This window comes from Paraburkholderia sp. BL9I2N2 (genome assembly GCF_004339745.1).
In the GTDB taxonomy this organism is placed as follows: Bacteria; Pseudomonadota; Gammaproteobacteria; order Burkholderiales; family Burkholderiaceae; genus Paraburkholderia.
Genome location: NZ_SMGP01000001.1, coordinates 1,115,435 through 1,132,149, shown reverse-complemented (window position 1 = coordinate 1,132,149; position 16,715 = coordinate 1,115,435). Strand labels below are relative to the sequence as shown.

General features: G+C 64.8%; 13 protein-coding genes. 3 read left to right on the top strand and 10 right to left on the bottom strand.

Translation table 11 applies throughout. The features are described 5' to 3' along the window. Nucleotides 1-5 precede the first annotated feature (5 nt). From B0G74_RS05210 to rpsB, 7 genes are all read right to left on the bottom strand, one after another. The gene (locus tag B0G74_RS05210; RefSeq protein ID WP_132373930.1) at nt 6-1,211 is read right to left on the bottom strand and encodes a 1-deoxy-D-xylulose-5-phosphate reductoisomerase; all 1,206 of its coding nucleotides are present in this window, start codon (nt 1,209-1,211) and stop codon (nt 6-8) included. Nucleotides 1,212-1,221: 10 nt separating this feature from the next. Continuing rightward, nucleotides 1,222-2,043, bottom strand: coding sequence for a CDP-archaeol synthase (locus B0G74_RS05205; RefSeq protein WP_132373929.1), 822 nt, complete (start codon nt 2,041-2,043; stop codon nt 1,222-1,224). Continuing rightward, nucleotides 2,037-2,819: a polyprenyl diphosphate synthase gene (gene uppS, locus B0G74_RS05200; RefSeq protein WP_011488864.1), complete on the bottom strand. Its 783-nt coding sequence runs from the start codon at nt 2,817-2,819 to the stop codon at nt 2,037-2,039. Before uppS ends, B0G74_RS05205 begins: the two co-directional genes overlap by 7 nt. Nucleotides 2,820-2,884: 65 nt before the next feature. Beyond that, the gene (gene frr / locus B0G74_RS05195) at nt 2,885-3,445 is read right to left on the bottom strand and encodes a ribosome recycling factor (protein WP_132373928.1); all 561 of its coding nucleotides are present in this window, start codon (nt 3,443-3,445) and stop codon (nt 2,885-2,887) included. A 100-nt stretch (nt 3,446-3,545) separates the two neighbouring features. Further along, on the bottom strand, nt 3,546-4,259 hold the full coding sequence (gene pyrH / locus B0G74_RS05190) for a UMP kinase (RefSeq protein ID WP_011488865.1): 714 nt from the start codon (nt 4,257-4,259) through the stop codon (nt 3,546-3,548). A 221-nt stretch (nt 4,260-4,480) separates the two neighbouring features. Further along, nucleotides 4,481-5,362, bottom strand: coding sequence for a translation elongation factor Ts (gene tsf / locus B0G74_RS05185; protein ID WP_132373927.1), 882 nt, complete (start codon nt 5,360-5,362; stop codon nt 4,481-4,483). A gap of 206 nt (nt 5,363-5,568) precedes the next feature. Then, nucleotides 5,569-6,321: a 30S ribosomal protein S2 gene (gene rpsB / locus B0G74_RS05180; RefSeq protein ID WP_132373926.1), complete on the bottom strand. Its 753-nt coding sequence runs from the start codon at nt 6,319-6,321 to the stop codon at nt 5,569-5,571. Nucleotides 6,322-6,767: 446 nt separating this feature from the next. On the opposite strand from rpsB, the gene map reads away from it, so the two are divergent. From map to B0G74_RS45655, 3 genes are read left to right on the top strand one after another with little or no spacing between them, the layout of a single operon-like run. Then, nucleotides 6,768-7,577 (top strand): type I methionyl aminopeptidase, encoded by an 810-nt coding sequence (gene map, locus B0G74_RS05170; protein WP_132373925.1) that lies wholly within the window; start codon nt 6,768-6,770, stop codon nt 7,575-7,577. 30 nt (nt 7,578-7,607) lie between these two features. Then, on the top strand, nt 7,608-10,187 hold the full coding sequence (locus B0G74_RS05165) for a [protein-PII] uridylyltransferase (RefSeq protein ID WP_132373924.1): 2,580 nt from the start codon (nt 7,608-7,610) through the stop codon (nt 10,185-10,187). Between the two features lie 6 nt (nt 10,188-10,193). After that, nucleotides 10,194-12,479, top strand: a complete 2,286-nt coding sequence (locus tag B0G74_RS45655; RefSeq protein ID WP_165923809.1) for a pseudouridine synthase — start codon at nt 10,194-10,196, stop codon at nt 12,477-12,479. 90 nt (nt 12,480-12,569) lie between these two features. Here B0G74_RS45655 and def read toward each other — a convergent pair whose 3' ends face one another. From def to B0G74_RS05145, 3 genes are all read right to left on the bottom strand, one after another. Beyond that, on the bottom strand, nt 12,570-13,103 hold the full coding sequence (gene def, locus B0G74_RS05155) for a peptide deformylase (protein WP_012433453.1): 534 nt from the start codon (nt 13,101-13,103) through the stop codon (nt 12,570-12,572). Further along, complete coding sequence (gene ligA / locus B0G74_RS05150; protein ID WP_132373923.1) at nt 13,100-15,166, bottom strand: NAD-dependent DNA ligase LigA; 2,067 nt, start codon at nt 15,164-15,166, stop codon at nt 13,100-13,102. The genes def and ligA overlap by 4 nt, the downstream gene beginning before the upstream one ends. Nucleotides 15,167-15,356: 190 nt before the next feature. Further along, nucleotides 15,357-16,649: a cell division protein ZipA C-terminal FtsZ-binding domain-containing protein gene (locus B0G74_RS05145; protein WP_132373922.1), complete on the bottom strand. Its 1,293-nt coding sequence runs from the start codon at nt 16,647-16,649 to the stop codon at nt 15,357-15,359. Nucleotides 16,650-16,715: the final 66 nt, after the last annotated feature.

The following is a 16,715-nucleotide window of genomic DNA, read 5'->3' as shown; positions in this document are numbered from 1 at the left end:
GCGCCTCACTGGACGGCGCGTTCCGTTCGACGAGCGCCGTCGGGCAGACGCGCGATGAATTCGGCAGCGGCGCGACGCGCGGCGGCATCCGCTTCGATCACGTCTTCGAGCGCGTGCGCGCTGCGGTTCGGCAACGCGTTGAGCACCGCGTCGACCACCTGGGCAATCGTCATGAAACCGATCTGGCGCGCGAGGAACGCTTCAACCGCGATTTCGTTCGCGGCGTTCAGGGCCGCGCTCGCGAGGCCTCCCTCAGCCAGTGCCTTCACTGCAAGGGCAAGACACGGAAAGCGCGTGTAATCCGGCTTCTCGAACGAGAGCGACGCGACCTGCAGCAGATCGAGTTGCGCCACGCCCGAATCGACGCGATCCGGAAACGCCAGCGCATGTGCGATCGGCGTGCGCATGTCGGGATTGCCGAGTTGCGCGAGCACCGAGCCGTCCGCGTACGACACCATTGAGTGGATCACGCTCTGCGGGTGAATCAGCACCTCGATGCGCTCGCCCGGCAAACCGAACAGCCAGTGCGCCTCGATCACTTCGAGGCCCTTGTTCATCATGGTGGCCGAGTCGACCGAAATCTTGCGGCCCATGACCCAGTTCGGATGCTTACAGGCTTCTTCCGGCGTGACGTCGACGAGCGTGGCCGGTTCGCGCGTGCGGAAAGGGCCGCCCGACGCGGTCAGAATGATCTTGGAGACGCCGCCGTGCAGCGCGGCTTCGCGCGGCAGGCATTGGAAAATCGCGTTGTGTTCGCTGTCGACCGGCAGAAGCACGGCGCCGTTGTCGCGCACCGCGTCCATGAAGATCGCGCCGGACATGACCAACGCTTCCTTGTTGGCGAGCAGGATGCGTTTGCCGGCGCGCGCGGCGGCAAGACTCGGCGCAAGACCGGCCGCGCCGACGATTGCCGCCACCACCGTGTCGCAGCCGTCGCTCTTCGACACGTCGACGAGCGCCTGCGGTCCGTACGTGACCTCGGTCTTGCAACCGGCTACGCGCAGTTTCGCCGCGACGCTCGCGGCCGTGTCGGCGTCGCCGACCACCGCGACTTCGGGCTGAAAGCGCAGGCATTGCTCGACGAGCTTGTCGCCGTTGCGATGCGCGGAGAGCGCATAAACCGAAAAACGCTCGGGATGACGCGCGACGACGTCGAGCGTGCTGTCTCCAATCGAGCCCGTGGAACCGAGCAATGTCAGACGTTTTTGCATATCTCTTTCTCTAGCCGAGCAGCAGCATGGCAAGCGGCAGCACCGGCAACAAGGCATCGATGCGGTCGAGCACGCCGCCGTGCCCCGGCAACAGGCCGCTTGAATCCTTCACACCGGCCTGGCGTTTCATCATCGATTCGAACAGGTCGCCCACCACGCTGAATGCCACCAGCAGGGTCAGCGCGAGCAGCGTGCGCACGGCGCCCCAATGCGCCAGCAGCGCAGAATACAGGGTCGGCTCGAACGCATGCAAAAAGACCGCCGCCGCCGCGACGATCATCACCACCAGCCAGCCGCCGATCGCGCCCTCCCAGGTCTTGCCCGGACTGATGGCAGGCGCCAGCTTGTGTTTTCCGAACGCTTTTCCAGAGAAGTATGCGCCGATATCGGCCAGCCATACCAATAGCAGCAGCGACAGCACGAACGGCACGCCCTGCATGCGCGCGGCGACGAGAGCATGCCAGCACGCGACGAATACCACAATGCCGGCAAGAAACAGAAAGGGACGCCAGGCGCCCTGCGCGAGCGTGGGCTTGCGCAGCAGCACGAACGGACCGGCGATCACCCAGAAAATAGCAGCGGCCTGAAATAGCGGCCGCGCCTCTTCGATCCCGGCGCCGAGCCGCGTGCTGGCGACCAGCGCCACCGCGGCCACCAGCGCGTAAATGACCGGGCCCGCGCCGCCCAGCTTGAGCAGGCGCGCCCACTCCCATGCGGCGAACACGACGACAAAGGCGATCAACGCGCCGAATGCGCCCACCGGCGCGAACAACGTGACCGGCAGGAACACCGCCAGCAGGATGATCGCCGTGATGACACGGGTTTTTAGCATGGAAGCGAATCGACGTTTTGCGATTGCGGCTCGAGTTGAGCACTGGTGCGGCCGAAGCGGCGTTCGCGCTCCGCGTACGAAGCGATGGCATGGCCGAGCGCGTCGGCGTCGAAATCCGGCCAGAACGTGTCGGTGAAGTAGAACTCGGTGTAGGCGAGCTGCCACAGCAGGAAGTTGCTGACACGGCGCTCGCCGCCGGTGCGGATGAAGAGATCCGGCTCCGGCGCATAAGCCATGGACAGGTGCTCGGCGAACGATTCCTCGGTCACCTCGACCGCCTTGCCCGCCAGCGCCGACTGTTCGGCGAGCTTGCGGGTGGCCTGCATGATGTCCCAGCGGCCGCCGTAATTCGCGGCGATCGTGAGCGTGAGACGGGTATTGCGCGCGGTCTTGGTTTCCGCGCGCCTGATCAGGTCGCGGATGCGCGTATCGAAGCGGGACAGATCGCCCACCACGCGCAACCGGATGCCGTTCGCGTGCAGCTTGCCGATCTCGCGCTCCAGCGCGGTCACGAACAGGCGCATCAGGAACGACACTTCGTCGTTCGGACGACGCCAATTTTCCGAGCTGAAAGCGAACAGCGTCAGATATTCGACACCCTGTCGGGCGCACGCCTCGACGGCCGCGCGCACTGCGTCGACGCCGCGCGTATGGCCCGCCACGCGCGGCAAGCGCCGCTGGGTGGCCCAACGGCCGTTGCCGTCCATGATGATCGCGATATGTCGCGGCACCGCGGCGACATCAGGCACGCGCACGGTTGAGCTGGTATAGGTCATGGCCGTCGGGACAGTGACTGCAAATAAAAGAAGTGGAAACCCTGAAAGTGCTGAGCCGGCCGGCCTCAGACCGTCATGATCTCGGCTTCCTTCGTCACGACGAGCTTGTCGATTTCGGCGACGAACTTGTCCGTCAGCTTCTGAACGTCGTCACCTGCACGACGCTCGTCGTCTTCCGAAATTTCCTTGTCTTTCACGAGCTTTTTCAGTTGCTCGTTGGCGTCACGGCGCAGGTTGCGCACTGCAACCTTGGCCGTTTCCGCTTCGCTCTTGACCACTTTGGTCAGTTCGCGGCGGCGTTCTTCGGTCAGCGCGGGCATCGGTACGCGGATCACGTCGCCTTGCGTGGCCGGGTTCAGACCCAGGTCCGAATCGCGGATCGCCTTTTCGACGACCTGCACCATCTTCTTTTCCCACGGCTGCACGCCGATCGTGCGTGCGTCGATTAGCGTCAGGTTCGCGACTTGCGAAATCGGCACCGGCGAACCGTAGTAGTCGCACTGGATGTGATCGAGCAGGCCCGTGTGCGCACGGCCCGTGCGGATCTTCGACAGGTCGTTCTTGAACGCGTCGATGGAGCGCTGCATCTTTTGTTCAGCGCCCTTCCTGATATCAGCCACAGACATTTTTAAACCTCCGAACCTTCAAAACGGTGCGAGCCGGCCAGCGCGCGCAAGATGCGGCGGCCCGGGCTCGCGCGAAAGCCCACGTTATGTGAACGAGAGTTTACACGTGGACGAGGGTACCCTCGTCCTCGCCTTGTACGATGCGCTTGAGCGCGCCCGGTTTGACGATCGAAAACACCCGGATCGGCAGTTTCTGGTCGCGGCACAGCGCGAACGCCGTGGCGTCCATCACCTGCAGATTGCGGCCGATCGCCTCGTCGAAGCTGATCGTGGTGTAACGCGTCGCGCTCGGGTCCTTCTTCGGGTCGGCGGAATACACGCCGTCCACCTTGGTGGCTTTCAGCACGACTTCCGCGCCGATTTCCGAGCCGCGCAAAGCGGCGGCCGTGTCGGTCGTGAAGAACGGGTTGCCGGTGCCGGCCGCGAAAATCACGACTTTGCCTTCTTCGAGCTGGCGAATCGCGCGGGGCCGGATGTACGGCTCGACCACCTGGTCCATGCGCAGCGCCGATTGCACGCGCGCCTCGATGCCGGCGTGGCGCATGGCGTCCTGCAGGGCCAGCGCGTTCATCATGGTGGCCAGCATGCCCATGTAGTCGGCCGTGGCGCGGTCCATACCCGCCGCGCCGCCCGCGACGCCGCGGAAAATATTGCCGCCGCCGATCACCACGGCCAACTGCGTTCCGAGACGGACCACTTCGGCCACGTCCGCCACCATTCGTTCGATGGTCGCGCGATTGATGCCAAAGGCATCGTCGCCCATCAGAGCTTCACCGGAGAGTTTGAGCAGGACGCGTTTATAGGCAGTGGGCATAGGGGTATCCAGATCGCGCAGAACAGGGCAACAACAAGGGACTAATGTAGGGGTGAAATGCTGATTCGGGCAAGCGTCGCCAAATTGACGAACCCTGGGGTTCGCCAGCGGCGGCTGCGCGGCGAGGGTCAACCCGCGCGCAGCCTTGCGGCGCTGCCGACCGCGGCAAAGTCTTGCTCCGCCGCGGGTCCAACGATATTGCAGTGAAGCTTGGGTGAGACTTATTGTTGCTTTGCAGCAGCGACTTGAGCGGCGACTTCAGCGGCGAAGTCGTCCTGCTTCTTCTCGATGCCTTCGCCGACCACGAACAGCGCGAACTTCTGCACGCTCGAGTTGCCAGCCTTCAGCATCTGCTCGATCGTCTGCTTGTCGTTCTTAACGAACGTCTGGTTCAGCAGCGATACTTCCTTCAGGTACTTCTGCACGCTGCCGTCGACCATCTTGGCGACGATTTCAGCCGGCTTGCCCGATTCGGCGGCCTTCTGTTCAGCAATGCTGCGTTCCTTGGCGATCAGATCCGCCGGCACGTCTTCCGACGACAGCGACACCGGCTTCATCGCGGCGATGTGCATCGCGACGTCCTTGCCGACCTGCTCGTCCGCGCCGGTGTACTCGACCAGCACGCCGATACGCGTGCCGTGCAGGTACGCCGCCAGCTTGTTCGAGGTTTCGAAACGCACGAAACGGCGGATCGACAGGTTTTCACCGATCTTGCCGACCAGTGCCAGGCGCACTGCGTCGACGGTCGAGCCGTCCAGCGGCAGTGCCGCCAGCGCTGCGACGTCAGCCGGGTTTTGCGTGGCGACCAGCTCGGCGACCTGCTTCGAGAAAGCCAGGAAGTCGTCGTTCTTCGAGACGAAGTCGGTTTCGCAGTTCAGTTCGACCAGCGAACCCGCGTTGCCACCGATGAACGATGCGACCACGCCTTCAGCCGTCACGCGCGACGCTGCCTTGCTGGCCTTGTTGCCCAGCTTCACGCGCAGCAGCTCTTCAGCGCGCGCCATGTCGCCGTCGGCTTCCGTCAGCGCCTTCTTGCATTCCATCATCGGCGCGTCGGTCTTTGCGCGCAGTTCTGCAACCATGCTTGCGGTAATTGCCGCCATCATTTGCTCCTTGAGTTCCGTCTGTCACACGCCGCCCGGACTTCGATGCCGGCGGCAAGAATTCGTTTCAGCGTCGACCGTACTTTTTTACGGAGAACGCCTCGGGCACTGCTTCGGACACTGCCGGCAGCGCCCCACCACAATGTCGCGGCTTAAAAAAAGGGGGCCTGTAGAAAGCCCCCTTTTTTGCCGGACACGGGGCAGCTTTACGCTTCCGAGTTGACCTCGACGAACTCGTCGCCGTCGCCACCACGTGCAGCTTGCACCACTTCGTTGACCGCGTTCGCACGGCCTTCGACGATTGCGTCAGCCACGCCAGCCGTGTACAGAGCGACAGCCTTCGAAGCGTCGTCGTTACCCGGGATCACGTAGTCGATGCCTTCCGGCGAGTGGTTCGTGTCGACCACGGCGATGACCGGAATGCCGAGCTTGTTCGCTTCGGTCACGGCAATCTTGTGGTAGCCGACGTCGACCACGAAGATCGCGTCCGGAATGCCGCCCATGTCCTTCACGCCACCGATCGACTTTTGCAGCTTGGCCATTTCGCGTTCGAACAGCAGCGCTTCCTTCTTGCTCATGCGTTCGGTTTCGCCTGCTTCCAGCGCTGCTTCCATGTCCTTCAGCCGCTTGATCGAGACCTTCAGCGTCTTGAAGTTGGTCAGCATGCCGCCGAGCCAGCGCGCGTTGACGAACGGCATGCCAGCGCGTTGTGCTTCTTCAGCGATCGTGTCGCGCGATTGACGCTTCGTGCCGACGAACAGAATCGTGCCGCGATTGGCTGCCAGTTGACGCGCGTACTTCAGCGCGTCGTTGTACATCGGCAGCGTCTTTTCGAGGTTGATAATGTGAATCTTGTTGCGATGACCGAAAATGAAGGGGGCCATCTTCGGGTTCCAGAAGCGCGTTTGGTGACCGAAGTGGACACCGGCTTCCAGCATTTGACGCATGGTAACTGCCATGAAAATCTCCGCGAGGGTTGGGTCTTAAGCCGGCTGCCGTATCGGCCGCGTTGCCATTAATCTCTCTGGCTGAACGCGGCGGACACCCTGGGTGCGCCGGCTTGCGAGTCTGCTGCCTTGTTGCTTCTGCTTTCGCTTCTGCTTTCACCTCATAGCGCAGGCAACCGGCGTTATGAGAAGCCATTCTTGCCGCTTTTTTGTCCACACGGACGAATAAAGTAAGACAGAGATCGACTTAGCCAAAGATTATAGCACGCGACTATTGCACGACTCAACCTGCCCGGTAGTCCTGCCCACGGCCGCCGGGTTGCACCCGCGCGAGCGCCGCCCGCCTCGAACGAGTCCGCCGGGGAGCCAGTGAAACGCGCCGGCCCCGTCGCAAAAGGCTGCGGCAGCCGGAATATGGTGCGATAATCCCGCAATAAATCGCATTTCAGGCCCGACTCATGGCTATTACGCTCAAAAACGAACACGATATCGCGCAGATGCGCGTCGCCTGCAAACTGGCAAGCGAAGTGCTCGACTACATCACCCCGTTCGTCACGGCCGGCGTCACGACCGGTGAACTCGACCGTCTGTGCCACGAATACATGCTGAAGGAACAGGGCACAGTCCCGGCGCCGCTGAATTATCAGCCGCCCGGCTACCCGCCCTATCCGAAAGCCACCTGCATTTCAGTCAACGACGTGATCTGCCACGGCATTCCCGGCGACAAAACGCTGAAGAACGGCGACGCGCTGAACATCGACGTCACCGTGATCAAGGAAGGCTATTTCGGCGACACCAGCCGTATGTTCATCGTCGGTGAAGGCTCGATCCTGGCCAAGCGCCTCGTACAGACCACTTTCGAATGCATGTGGCTCGGCATCGACCAGGTGCGCCCGGGCGCGCATCTCGGCGACATCGGCTACGCGATCCAGAAACATGCGGAAGGCCAGGGCTACAGCGTGGTACGCGAATACTGCGGCCACGGCATCGGCACGGTATTCCACGAAGACCCGCAGATCCTGCACTACGGCCGCCCCGGCACCGGGCTCGAATTGCAGACCGGCATGATCTTCACGATCGAGCCGATGATCAATGCCGGCCGCCGCGACATTCGCACCATGCCGGACCAGTGGACCGTCAAGACCAAGGACCGCAGCCTGTCGGCGCAGTGGGAACATACCATCCTCGTCACCGAAACCGGCTACGACGTGCTGACCGTATCCGCCGGCACGCCCGCGCGTCCGCCGGTCGTCGCGGCCACGGCCTGACCGACTTCCGACCTCACCGCCTCCCTGCCAATGAGTAGTGTTCCAGCCGTCGCCCAATCCCCTGCCACGTCGCTCAAGGCGGAGTACAAAGTGGCCAAAGCTCAACTGCTGGAACGCTTCAAGACGGCCACCAACGTCGACGCGTTGATGGCGTCGTTGGCGCGCGCCACGGACGACTCCCTGCGCGCCGCCTGGAACACCTGCGAGTTGCCGCCCGAACTGGCGCTGGTAGCGGTAGGCGGCTACGGGCGCGGCGAACTGGCGCCGCATTCCGACATCGACATTCTGGTCCTGCTGCCCGACGCGCCTATCGAGCATCTCGAAGCGCGCATCGAACGCTTTATCAGCCTCGCCTGGGATTTGGGGCTGGAGCTCGGCAGCAGCGTGCGCAGCGTGTCGCAATGTCTCGAAGAAGCCGCCAACGACGTCACCGTGCGCACCTCGCTGCTCGAGGCACGGCGCATTACCGGCAGCGCCACGCTGTTCGACGACTTCGCGAAGCGTTACCGCGAAGCGCTCGACCCGAAGGCCTTCTTCCAGGCCAAAGTGCTGGAAATGCGTCAGCGTCACGCCAAATTCCAGGACACGCCCTACTCGCTCGAACCCAATATCAAGGAAAGCCCGGGCGGCCTGCGCGACCTGCAACTGATCCTGTGGATCACCCAGGCGGCCGGTTTCGGCAGCAGCTGGCGCGAACTCGAGGCGCGCGGCCTGATCACCGAGCGCGAGGCGCGCGAACTGCGCCGTAACGAGAGTTTCCTGAAAGCGCTGCGCGCCCGGCTGCACGTGATCGCCGGCCGTCGTCAGGACATCATGGTGTTCGACCTGCAAACGGCGGTGGCCGAAAGCTTCGGCTATAAGCCGACCGCCACCAAGCGTGCGAGCGAACAGCTCATGCGCCGCTATTACTGGTCCGCCAAGGCTGTCACGCAACTCGCCACCATCCTGATCCAGAACATCGAAGCGCAGCTCTTCCCCAGCACGAGCGGCATCACGCGCGTGCTGTCGGACCGCTTCGTCGAAAAGCAGGGCATGCTGGAAATCGCCAGCGACGACGTGTTCCAGCGCGAGCCGAACGCGATCCTCGAGGCCTTCCTGCTGTACGAGCAGACGCCCGGCGTGAAAGGCCTGTCGGCGCGCACGCTGCGCGCGATCTACAACGCCCGCGACGTGATGGACCAGCACTGGCGGCGCGACCCGGAAAACGGTCGCCTCTTCATGGACATCCTGAAGGAGCCGGCCGGCATCACCCACGCGCTGCGTCTGATGAACCAGACCAGCGTGCTGGGGCGCTATCTGCTGAACTTCCGGCGCATCGTCGGACAGATGCAGCACGATCTGTATCACGTCTACACCGTCGACCAGCACATCCTGATGGTGCTGCGCAATCTGCGCCGCTTCGCGGTGGCCGAACACGCGCACGAATATCCGTTTTGCAGCCAGTTGATCGCCAACTTCGACCGGCCGTGGGTGCTGTACGTGGCGGCGCTGTTTCACGATATCGCCAAAGGCCGCGGCGGCGACCATTCCACGCTCGGCATGGCCGACGCGCGGCGCTTCTGCCGCAATCACGGCATCACGGGCGAGGACGGCGAACTGGTGGTGTGGCTGGTCCAGCAACATCTGACCATGAGCCAGGTCGCGCAAAAGCAGGACACGAGCGACCCGGAAGTCATCAAGCGCTTTGCCGAACTGGTCGGTACCGAGCGCCGCCTCACGGCGCTCTATCTGCTGACCGTGGCCGACATTCGCGGCACCAGCCCGAAAGTCTGGAACACGTGGAAAGGCAAGCTGCTGGAAGACCTGTACCGCGCCACGCTCGCCGTGCTCGGCGGCGCGCGGCCGGATGCGCATTCGGAGCTGAAATCGCGTCAGGAAGAAGCGCTTGCGCTGCTGCGCCTCGAAACCGTGCCGGAAGGCGCGCAAAAGGCGCTGTGGGACAAGCTCGACATCGGCTATTTCCTGCGTCACGACGCGGCGGATATCGCGTGGCAAACGCGTGTCTTGTACCGCCACGTGGAAACGCCGACGCCGATCGTGCGGGCCCGTCCGTCGCCGATCGGCGAGGCGCTTCAGGTGCTGGTGTACGTAAAGGATCAGCCGGATCTGTTCGCCGGCATTTGCGCGTATTTCGACCGCAATGGCCTGTCGGTGCTCGATGCGCGGGTCAGCACGACCCGTCACGGGTACGCGCTCGATAATTTCCTCGTCGCGCATACCGAAGAAGACGTGCATTATCGCGATATTGCCAATCTGGTCGAACAGGAACTGACCGCCCGCCTCACTGGTGACGGCACCCTGCTTCCGGGACCGTCGAAAGGCCGTTTGTCGCGGCTGTCGCGGACCTTCCCTGTTACCCCGCGCGTCGATCTTCGGGCCGACGAGCGCGGCCAATATTACATCCTGTCCGTGTCGGCGAACGACCGGCCAGGCCTTCTTTATTCGATCGCGCGTGTGCTGGCCGAGCATCGGGTCGGCGTCGCTTCGGCGCGGATCAATACGCTCGGCGAACGCGTCGAAGACGTGTTCCTGCTGGATGGACACGGTCTGTCGGACAACCGCCTGCAAATTCAGGTCGAGACCGAACTGCTGCGCGCGATCGCAGTGTGAGATTTCATGCGAGTCAAATTAACAGCCAAGCACCCGCGGCCGGCTTCGTCCGAACGCGCCCCTGTCCGTACCGGCAGCACGTCCGCGCGAAAGCCGACGCGCCCGGCGGGCCCCAGGCCGGCGACGCCGGGATCGAGCGGGGCGCGGGGTGAAGGCGCTGGCGCGGCGGGCGGCGGCAAGCGGCCGGCGGGCGCCGGCAAACCGGCTGGTTCTGGCGCACGTACTGCGCGTCCTGCAAGGGCTGAAGGATCGTTTTCGCGCGAGCGGGACGGTGGCGGCGCGCATCGCGCGGCGTCGGATCGGCCGCCGCGTCGCGAGGGCGCGGGTGGCGCGCCGCGCCGCTTTGAGGGTGGCGGTGATCGTGCGCCGCGTCGGGATGACGGTGAGCGCGCGCCGCGTCGATTTGAAGGTGGTGGTGACCGTAGCGAACGCGCGCCGCGTAAGGCTGAGGGTGAACGGGGTCCGCGCCGGTTTGAAGGCAGTGGCGACCGCGCCCCGCGTCGGGACGCTGGAGAACGCGCACCGCGTCGATTTGAAGGTGGCGCGGATCGAAGCGAACGCGCGCCGCGCAGGGCCGACGGCGAGCGTAGCCAAGGCGCGCCGCGTCGTTTTGAGGGTGGTGCGGATCGTACGGGTAGCGCGCCACGCCGTTTTGAGGGCGCAGGCGATCGCGGTGAACGGGCTCCGCGCCGCTTCGAAGGTGGCGGTGAGCGCGGCGAACGGGCTCCTCGTCGGTTCGAGGGCGGTGGTGACCGCGCCGATCGCGCGCCACGCCGGTTTGAAGGTGCGGCCGATCGAGGTGAACGTGCGCCGCGTCGCTTTGAAGGCGGTGCCGACCGCGGTGACCGCGCGCCGCATCGTGAAGCCGGTAACCGAGCCGAAGGCGCGCCCCGCCGTTTCGAACGCAACACGGATCGCAGCGAACGCGCTCCGCGCAGCTTTGGTGATCGCACCCCACGCCGCGACGACGGCGAACGCCGTCCGTTCAGCGGTGCTCGTCCAGGCGCAGGCCGTCCGTCGGAAGGCGGTCCGCGTGGCGAGCGACCGGAGCGCCGTGAACGCGACGCATCCGACCGACCGCGCTTCGGCAGCGACCGTGGCGCTCCGCAAGAGCGCCGCGTCGGCGAGCGTGGGCCGCGCAGCGACAGCGCGCCGCGCCGTTTCGAAGGCGAGCGCGGTGCGTCCGAACGTGGCGAACGCAGCTTCGCGAAACCCATCAAAACCGGCTACGGCGACGGCGACCGCGACCGGGCAGACAGTCCGGCACGCGCTCCGCGCGACGACCGCGGCGAACGCGCCCCGGCCAAGCGCGAATTCGGCGACCGTCCGGCGCGCGGCGCTGAACGCACCGAGCGCACCGACCGTGGCGAACGCCCGGCCCGCAGCTTCGACAAGACGCTGCCGGCCGCCGGCCGTCGCTTCGGCGACGAGCGTCCCGCGCGCGCCGACAAACCACGCGGCCCGACCCGAGCCGAACGCGGCAGCGAAACCGATGCCGCTCCGCGCACGCCGCGTCGCGACTACGAAGACGCGCCAGGCACGCTGCGCCTGTCCAAGCTAATGTCCGAACTCGGCCTGTGCTCGCGCCGCGAAGCCGACGAGTGGATCGAAAAAGGCTGGGTGCTGGTGGACGGCGAGCGCATCGACACGCTCGGCACGAAGGTTCGTCCGGACCAGCGCATCGAAATCGACCCCGCCGCCGAAGCCGCGCAAGCGAGCCAGGTGACGGTCCTGATCCACAAGACGGTGGGTTTCGTCTCGGGTCAGGCGGAAGACGGCTATCAGCCGGCCATCACGCTGGTCACGCCGGAGAATCGCTGGGAAGGCGATCGCTCGGACATCCGCTTCTCCGTGTCGCATTTGCGCCAGCTTGCGCCGGCCGGCCGTCTGGATATCGATTCGACGGGCTTGCTGGTGCTGACGCAGGACGGCCGCATCGCCAAGCAACTGATCGGCGGTCATTCCGAGATCGACAAGGAGTATCTGGTGCGCGTGGCGTTCGGCGAGCACACCACGGACGTCGAAAGCCACTTCCCGCCGGAAAGTCTCGCGCTGCTGCGCCACGGCCTGTCGCTCGACGACGTGCCGCTGAAGCCCGCCCAAGTGAGCTGGCAGAACGGCGAGCAGTTGCGTTTCGTGCTGCGCGAAGGCAAGAAGCGGCAGATTCGCCGCATGTGCGAACTGGTCGGCCTCGAAGTGATCGGCCTGAAGCGCGTACGCATGGGCAGTGTGATGCTGGGCGCGCTGCCGCCGGGCCAATGGCGCTATCTGGCGCCGGACGAGTCGTTCTGAAGCCGGGCGTCTGAAGACGCTCCGGCGCTTCCAACAAAAAACCCACGCTTTCGCGTGGGTTTTTTTATCCCGACATCAGCACAAACCGCCTCAATCGTCGCTATTCGGATCCATATCCGGAAACAACACTTCCGTGAAGCCGAACTTCGCGAAGTCATTGATCCGCATCGGATACAGCTTGCCGATCAGGTGATCGCACTCATGCTGCACGACGCGCGCGTGAAAGCCCTCTGCGACGCGGTCGATCGGCTTGCCGTATTGATCGAAGCCGTGATACTTGATCATCGAAAACCGGCTCACCGCGCCGCGCAGACCCGGCACCGAGAGGCACCCCTCCCAGCCCTCTTCCATGTCCAGCGAAACCGGCGTGATGGTCGGGTTGATCAGCACCGTTTCCGGCACCGGCGGCGCGTCCGGATAGCGCTCGTTGTGCCCGAAGCCGAAGATCACCACCTGCAGATTGACGCCGATCTGCGGCGCGGCGAGGCCCGCGCCATTGGCGTCGTGCATGGTCTCGAACATGTCTTTGACGAGTTCATGCAACTCGGGCGTGTCGAAGTGATCGACCGGATCGGCAATGCGCAAAAGGCGCGGGTCGCCCATCTTGAGAATTTCGCGGATCATAACTGCCCCTCCAGGAGCTTACGCATACCATCTTCGTCGAGTACGGGGACGCCGAGTTCCTCAGCCTTCGCCAACTTGCTGCCCGCGTCGGCTCCCGCCACCACATAGTCGGTTTTCTTCGATACGGAGCCGGCAACTTTCGCGCCGGCCGCTTCCAGCATTTCCTTCGCCTCTTCGCGGGCGAGGCTCGGCAAGGTGCCGGTCAGCACGACCGTCTTGCCGGCCAGCGCGCCTTGCGGCGCCTTGGGCGCGGGCGGCCCTTCCGGCCACGTGACCTTGCCCGGCGCGCGCAACTGCTCGATCACCGTGCGGTTGTGTTCCTCGGCGAAGAACTGATGAATCGACTCGGCGACCACCGGCCCCACGTCGTTGACCTCCAGCAAGGCTTCGACCGAAGCGTCCATGATCGGATCCAGCGAGCCGAAGTGCTTGGCCAGATCCTTCGCCGTCGATTCGCCCACATGCCGGATGCCGAGCGCGTAGATGAAGCGCGCCAACGTGGTGTGCTTGCCCTTCTCGAGCGAGTCGAGCAGATTCTGCGCGGACTTTTCGGCAAACCGATCGAGTTCGGCGAGCGTCGCAAAACCGAGGTTGAACAGATCGGCCGGCGTGCGCACCAGATTCTGCTCGACCAACTGGTCGATGATCTTTTCGCCGAGACCATCGATGTCCAGCGCGCGCCGCTGCGCGAAATGCCATAGCGCCTGTTTGCGCTGCGCGGGACAGAACAGCCCACCGGTACAACGCGCGATCGCCTCGTCGGGCAGCCGCTCGATATTCGAGCCGCACACGGGACATTGCGTCGGCATCACGAATTCGCGGGCGTCGGAAGGACGCCGGTCGAGCAGCGCGCTCACCACTTCGGGAATCACGTCGCCGGCGCGCCGCACGATCACCGTGTCGCCGATGCGGATATCCTTGCGGCGCACTTCGTCTTCGTTGTGCAGCGTGGCGTTCGTGACCGTCGCGCCGCCGACGAACACCGGCTCCAGCCGCGCCACCGGCGTAATCGCGCCGGTCCGGCCGACCTGCACGTCGATCGCGACGAGTTTGGTCAACGCTTCCTGCGCGGGGAATTTGTGCGCCAGCGCAAAGCGCGGCGCGCGCGACACGAAGCCGAGCGCGTCCTGCTCATCGCGCCGGTTGACCTTGTAAACCACGCCGTCGATGTCGTACGGCAGGTTCTCGCGCTTTTCGCCAACGCTGTGAAAGAAGCCCAGCAAACCCTGCGCGCCCTGCACCACCGCCCGCTCGCCGTTCACCGGCAAGCCGAGTTCCTTGTACCAGTCGAGCAGTTCGCTGTGCGTGGCCGGCATCTCCATGCCTTCGAGCACGCCGATTCCGTAAGCGAAAAACGACAGCGGCCGGTGCGCGGTGATCTTCGAATCGAGCTGCCGCAAACTGCCCGCCGCGGCGTTGCGCGGATTGGCGAATTCGCGCTGTTCCGCGGCCCGCTGGCGTTCGTTCAGACGCTCGAAATCGCGCTTGAACATCAGCACTTCGCCGCGCACGTCGAGCACGTGCGGGACGCGTTTGCCCTTGAGCTTGAGTGGAATGGAGCGGATCGTGCGAACGTTTTCGGTGACGTTCTCGCCGGTCGTGCCATCGCCGCGCGTGGAGGCTTGCACGAACGCGCCGTCGACGTAACGCAGCGAGATGGCGAGGCCATCGAATTTCAGCTCGGCCGCGTAGTCGACCGGCACCGGCGGCTCGCTTGCGTTCTTGCCGAGCGCGTCGCCGACGCGCTTGTCGAACGCGACGATGTCTTCATCGGCGAAACCGTTGTTCAGCGACAGCATGGGATGGTCGTGCACGACCGGCTCGAAGCCGCTCGCCGCCTCGCCGCCCACGCGCTGGGTGGGCGAATCCGGCACGATCAGGTCCGGATGCTCCGTCTCGATACTCTCCAACTCTTTGAACAGCTTGTCGTATTCCGCGTCAGGCAGGTCCGGCTGGTCGAGCACGTAGTACGCGTAGTTAGCGCGTTCGAGTTCCGCGCGCAGCCACGCGGCACGCTCTGCCGGGGCGTTGGTTGCGGGATGTGAGGCGGAGGTTCGGGCCATGCTGTCGGAAGGTTCGTCAGTGAAGTTCAGACATTGGATTATCGCAGGAAGCGTGCCCCTTTACATCGGCCGAATGGCCAGTTTCGACGCGTCGCGCGTCCGGTCGAAAGATGTACGTGAAGGCGCGGCCTGAAACGACAACGGCCGCACATCGTGCGGCCGTCGGAGACACCGGTAAAACGTAAAAAATTTACTGGCTGAACAAACGCCGCGTGGCCGGCGAGCCGGCCGGAATGCCCGCCTGTTCGAGCTTCGCGTAGAGCGTCATCAACTGCTTTTCGATGGCGAGCAAGGCGGTTTCCGGCAGCGGACGGCGGCCGTCGTCGACCACCCGGCCGCCGATGCGCTCGGCCAACGATTTCGCGTAGTCGCACATCAGGCGGAACGGCAGGATGTCTTCGTCGGCCACCGGCACGTCGAGCACCAGCGTGATCATCTGACCGCCCTTGTAGGTCAGGTCGTCGCGCAGGAAGTTGGTGTCGCCGAACTGCAGCATGAACACCGGGCTCTGCTTCGCGTCGAGCTTGACGAAACGCGTGCCGTCACGCGACAGCAGCAGGCCGTCTTGCGATGCGACCGCCTGCACGTAGTTGGCGGACCACGGCGCGCCGTCGGAGAGCACGTTGATCGACAACTGCGCGTCGCACTGTGCGGCGAAACCGTCGAGCTCGCGCGCCATGGCCACCGTTTCGAGCATGTCGGGGAATTCCGGCGATGCATCCAGCGCGTCGGCAAACTGCTGCACGCCGGTCACGAACTCGGAAAACTCCAGCTCGTTAAGGGCGCCGCTGCGATTGGCCAGTTGCGCGGCCGCGCGCAGCTCTTCATAGCGCGCGCCGTTTTGCAGCAGCTCCCACGCGCCGCCTTCGAGCTTGCCCTCGATATGCACCGGCTTGCTGCCCGCGCGGCGCAGGCGCTGCGCGAGCGGGATCACCTTGTCGCCCGCGACCGGCCCGTTCAAACGGATCGGCACGATACAGTCGATACGGCGATCGACGATAGCCGGCGGCGCGGACGAGATCGTCGTAGCAGCGGGCAGAATCGGTTCAACCGGCTCGCCGGCCTGGCGGGCGGCTTGCGCCGCCTTACCGGCCCCGGCGGTCTCGCCACTTTCGGCTTCAGCCACGCCCTCGGCTTCCGGATAGCCGTTCGGCGAGGTCGTCTCGGCCTGGATATCGGCCGGCGTGTCGAGCGGCGCCGTTCCAGCCGCCTGGCCGCCGAACGTCGGTTCGACGCGCGCCGCCGCGGTTTGCTCCGCCGCTTCGGCGCCCACCACCGGTTCGCGGCGCGTGGTCGGCCGGGCCGGTTCGATGAACGGGCTCTGCTCCTCCTGATCGTCCCGCGCGAGGTTTTCGGCGGTATCGGCCGGCATCGGCCGCGGCATCTTGCGGCGCACCTTCGCGCTCTGCCACGCGTTGTACACGACCACGCCCCCGACCACCACGGCACCCGCGCCGATCAAACCGAGTGTCAACTCGTCCATGCATGCTCCATCAGCAATTCTTTTATCTGCGCGCTCTGCGCCCGCTCCACGTGTCGCGCGGCCACC

Excerpts from the sequence above, each read along its gene's own strand:
- frr (WP_132373928.1), bottom strand. The coding sequence starts at position 3,445 with ATGTCTGTGGCTGATATCAGGAAGGGCGCTGAACAAAAGATGCAGCGC.
- pyrH (WP_011488865.1), bottom strand. The coding sequence starts at position 4,259 with ATGCCCACTGCCTATAAACGCGTCCTGCTCAAACTCTCCGGTGAAGCT.
- uppS (WP_011488864.1), bottom strand. The coding sequence starts at position 2,819 with ATGACCTATACCAGCTCAACCGTGCGCGTGCCTGATGTCGCCGCGGTG.
- B0G74_RS05145 (WP_132373922.1), bottom strand. The coding sequence starts at position 16,649 with ATGGACGAGTTGACACTCGGTTTGATCGGCGCGGGTGCCGTGGTGGTC.
- B0G74_RS05165 (WP_132373924.1), top strand. The coding sequence starts at position 7,608 with ATGAGTAGTGTTCCAGCCGTCGCCCAATCCCCTGCCACGTCGCTCAAG.
- tsf (WP_132373927.1), bottom strand. The coding sequence starts at position 5,362 with ATGGCGGCAATTACCGCAAGCATGGTTGCAGAACTGCGCGCAAAGACC.
- B0G74_RS05210 (WP_132373930.1), bottom strand. The coding sequence starts at position 1,211 with ATGCAAAAACGTCTGACATTGCTCGGTTCCACGGGCTCGATTGGAGAC.
- ligA (WP_132373923.1), bottom strand. The coding sequence starts at position 15,166 with ATGGCCCGAACCTCCGCCTCACATCCCGCAACCAACGCCCCGGCAGAG.
- B0G74_RS05205 (WP_132373929.1), bottom strand. The coding sequence starts at position 2,043 with ATGCTAAAAACCCGTGTCATCACGGCGATCATCCTGCTGGCGGTGTTC.
- B0G74_RS45655 (WP_165923809.1), top strand. The coding sequence starts at position 10,194 with ATGCGAGTCAAATTAACAGCCAAGCACCCGCGGCCGGCTTCGTCCGAA.
- rpsB (WP_132373926.1), bottom strand. The coding sequence starts at position 6,321 with ATGGCAGTTACCATGCGTCAAATGCTGGAAGCCGGTGTCCACTTCGGT.
- map (WP_132373925.1), top strand. The coding sequence starts at position 6,768 with ATGGCTATTACGCTCAAAAACGAACACGATATCGCGCAGATGCGCGTC.
- def (WP_012433453.1), bottom strand. The coding sequence starts at position 13,103 with ATGATCCGCGAAATTCTCAAGATGGGCGACCCGCGCCTTTTGCGCATT.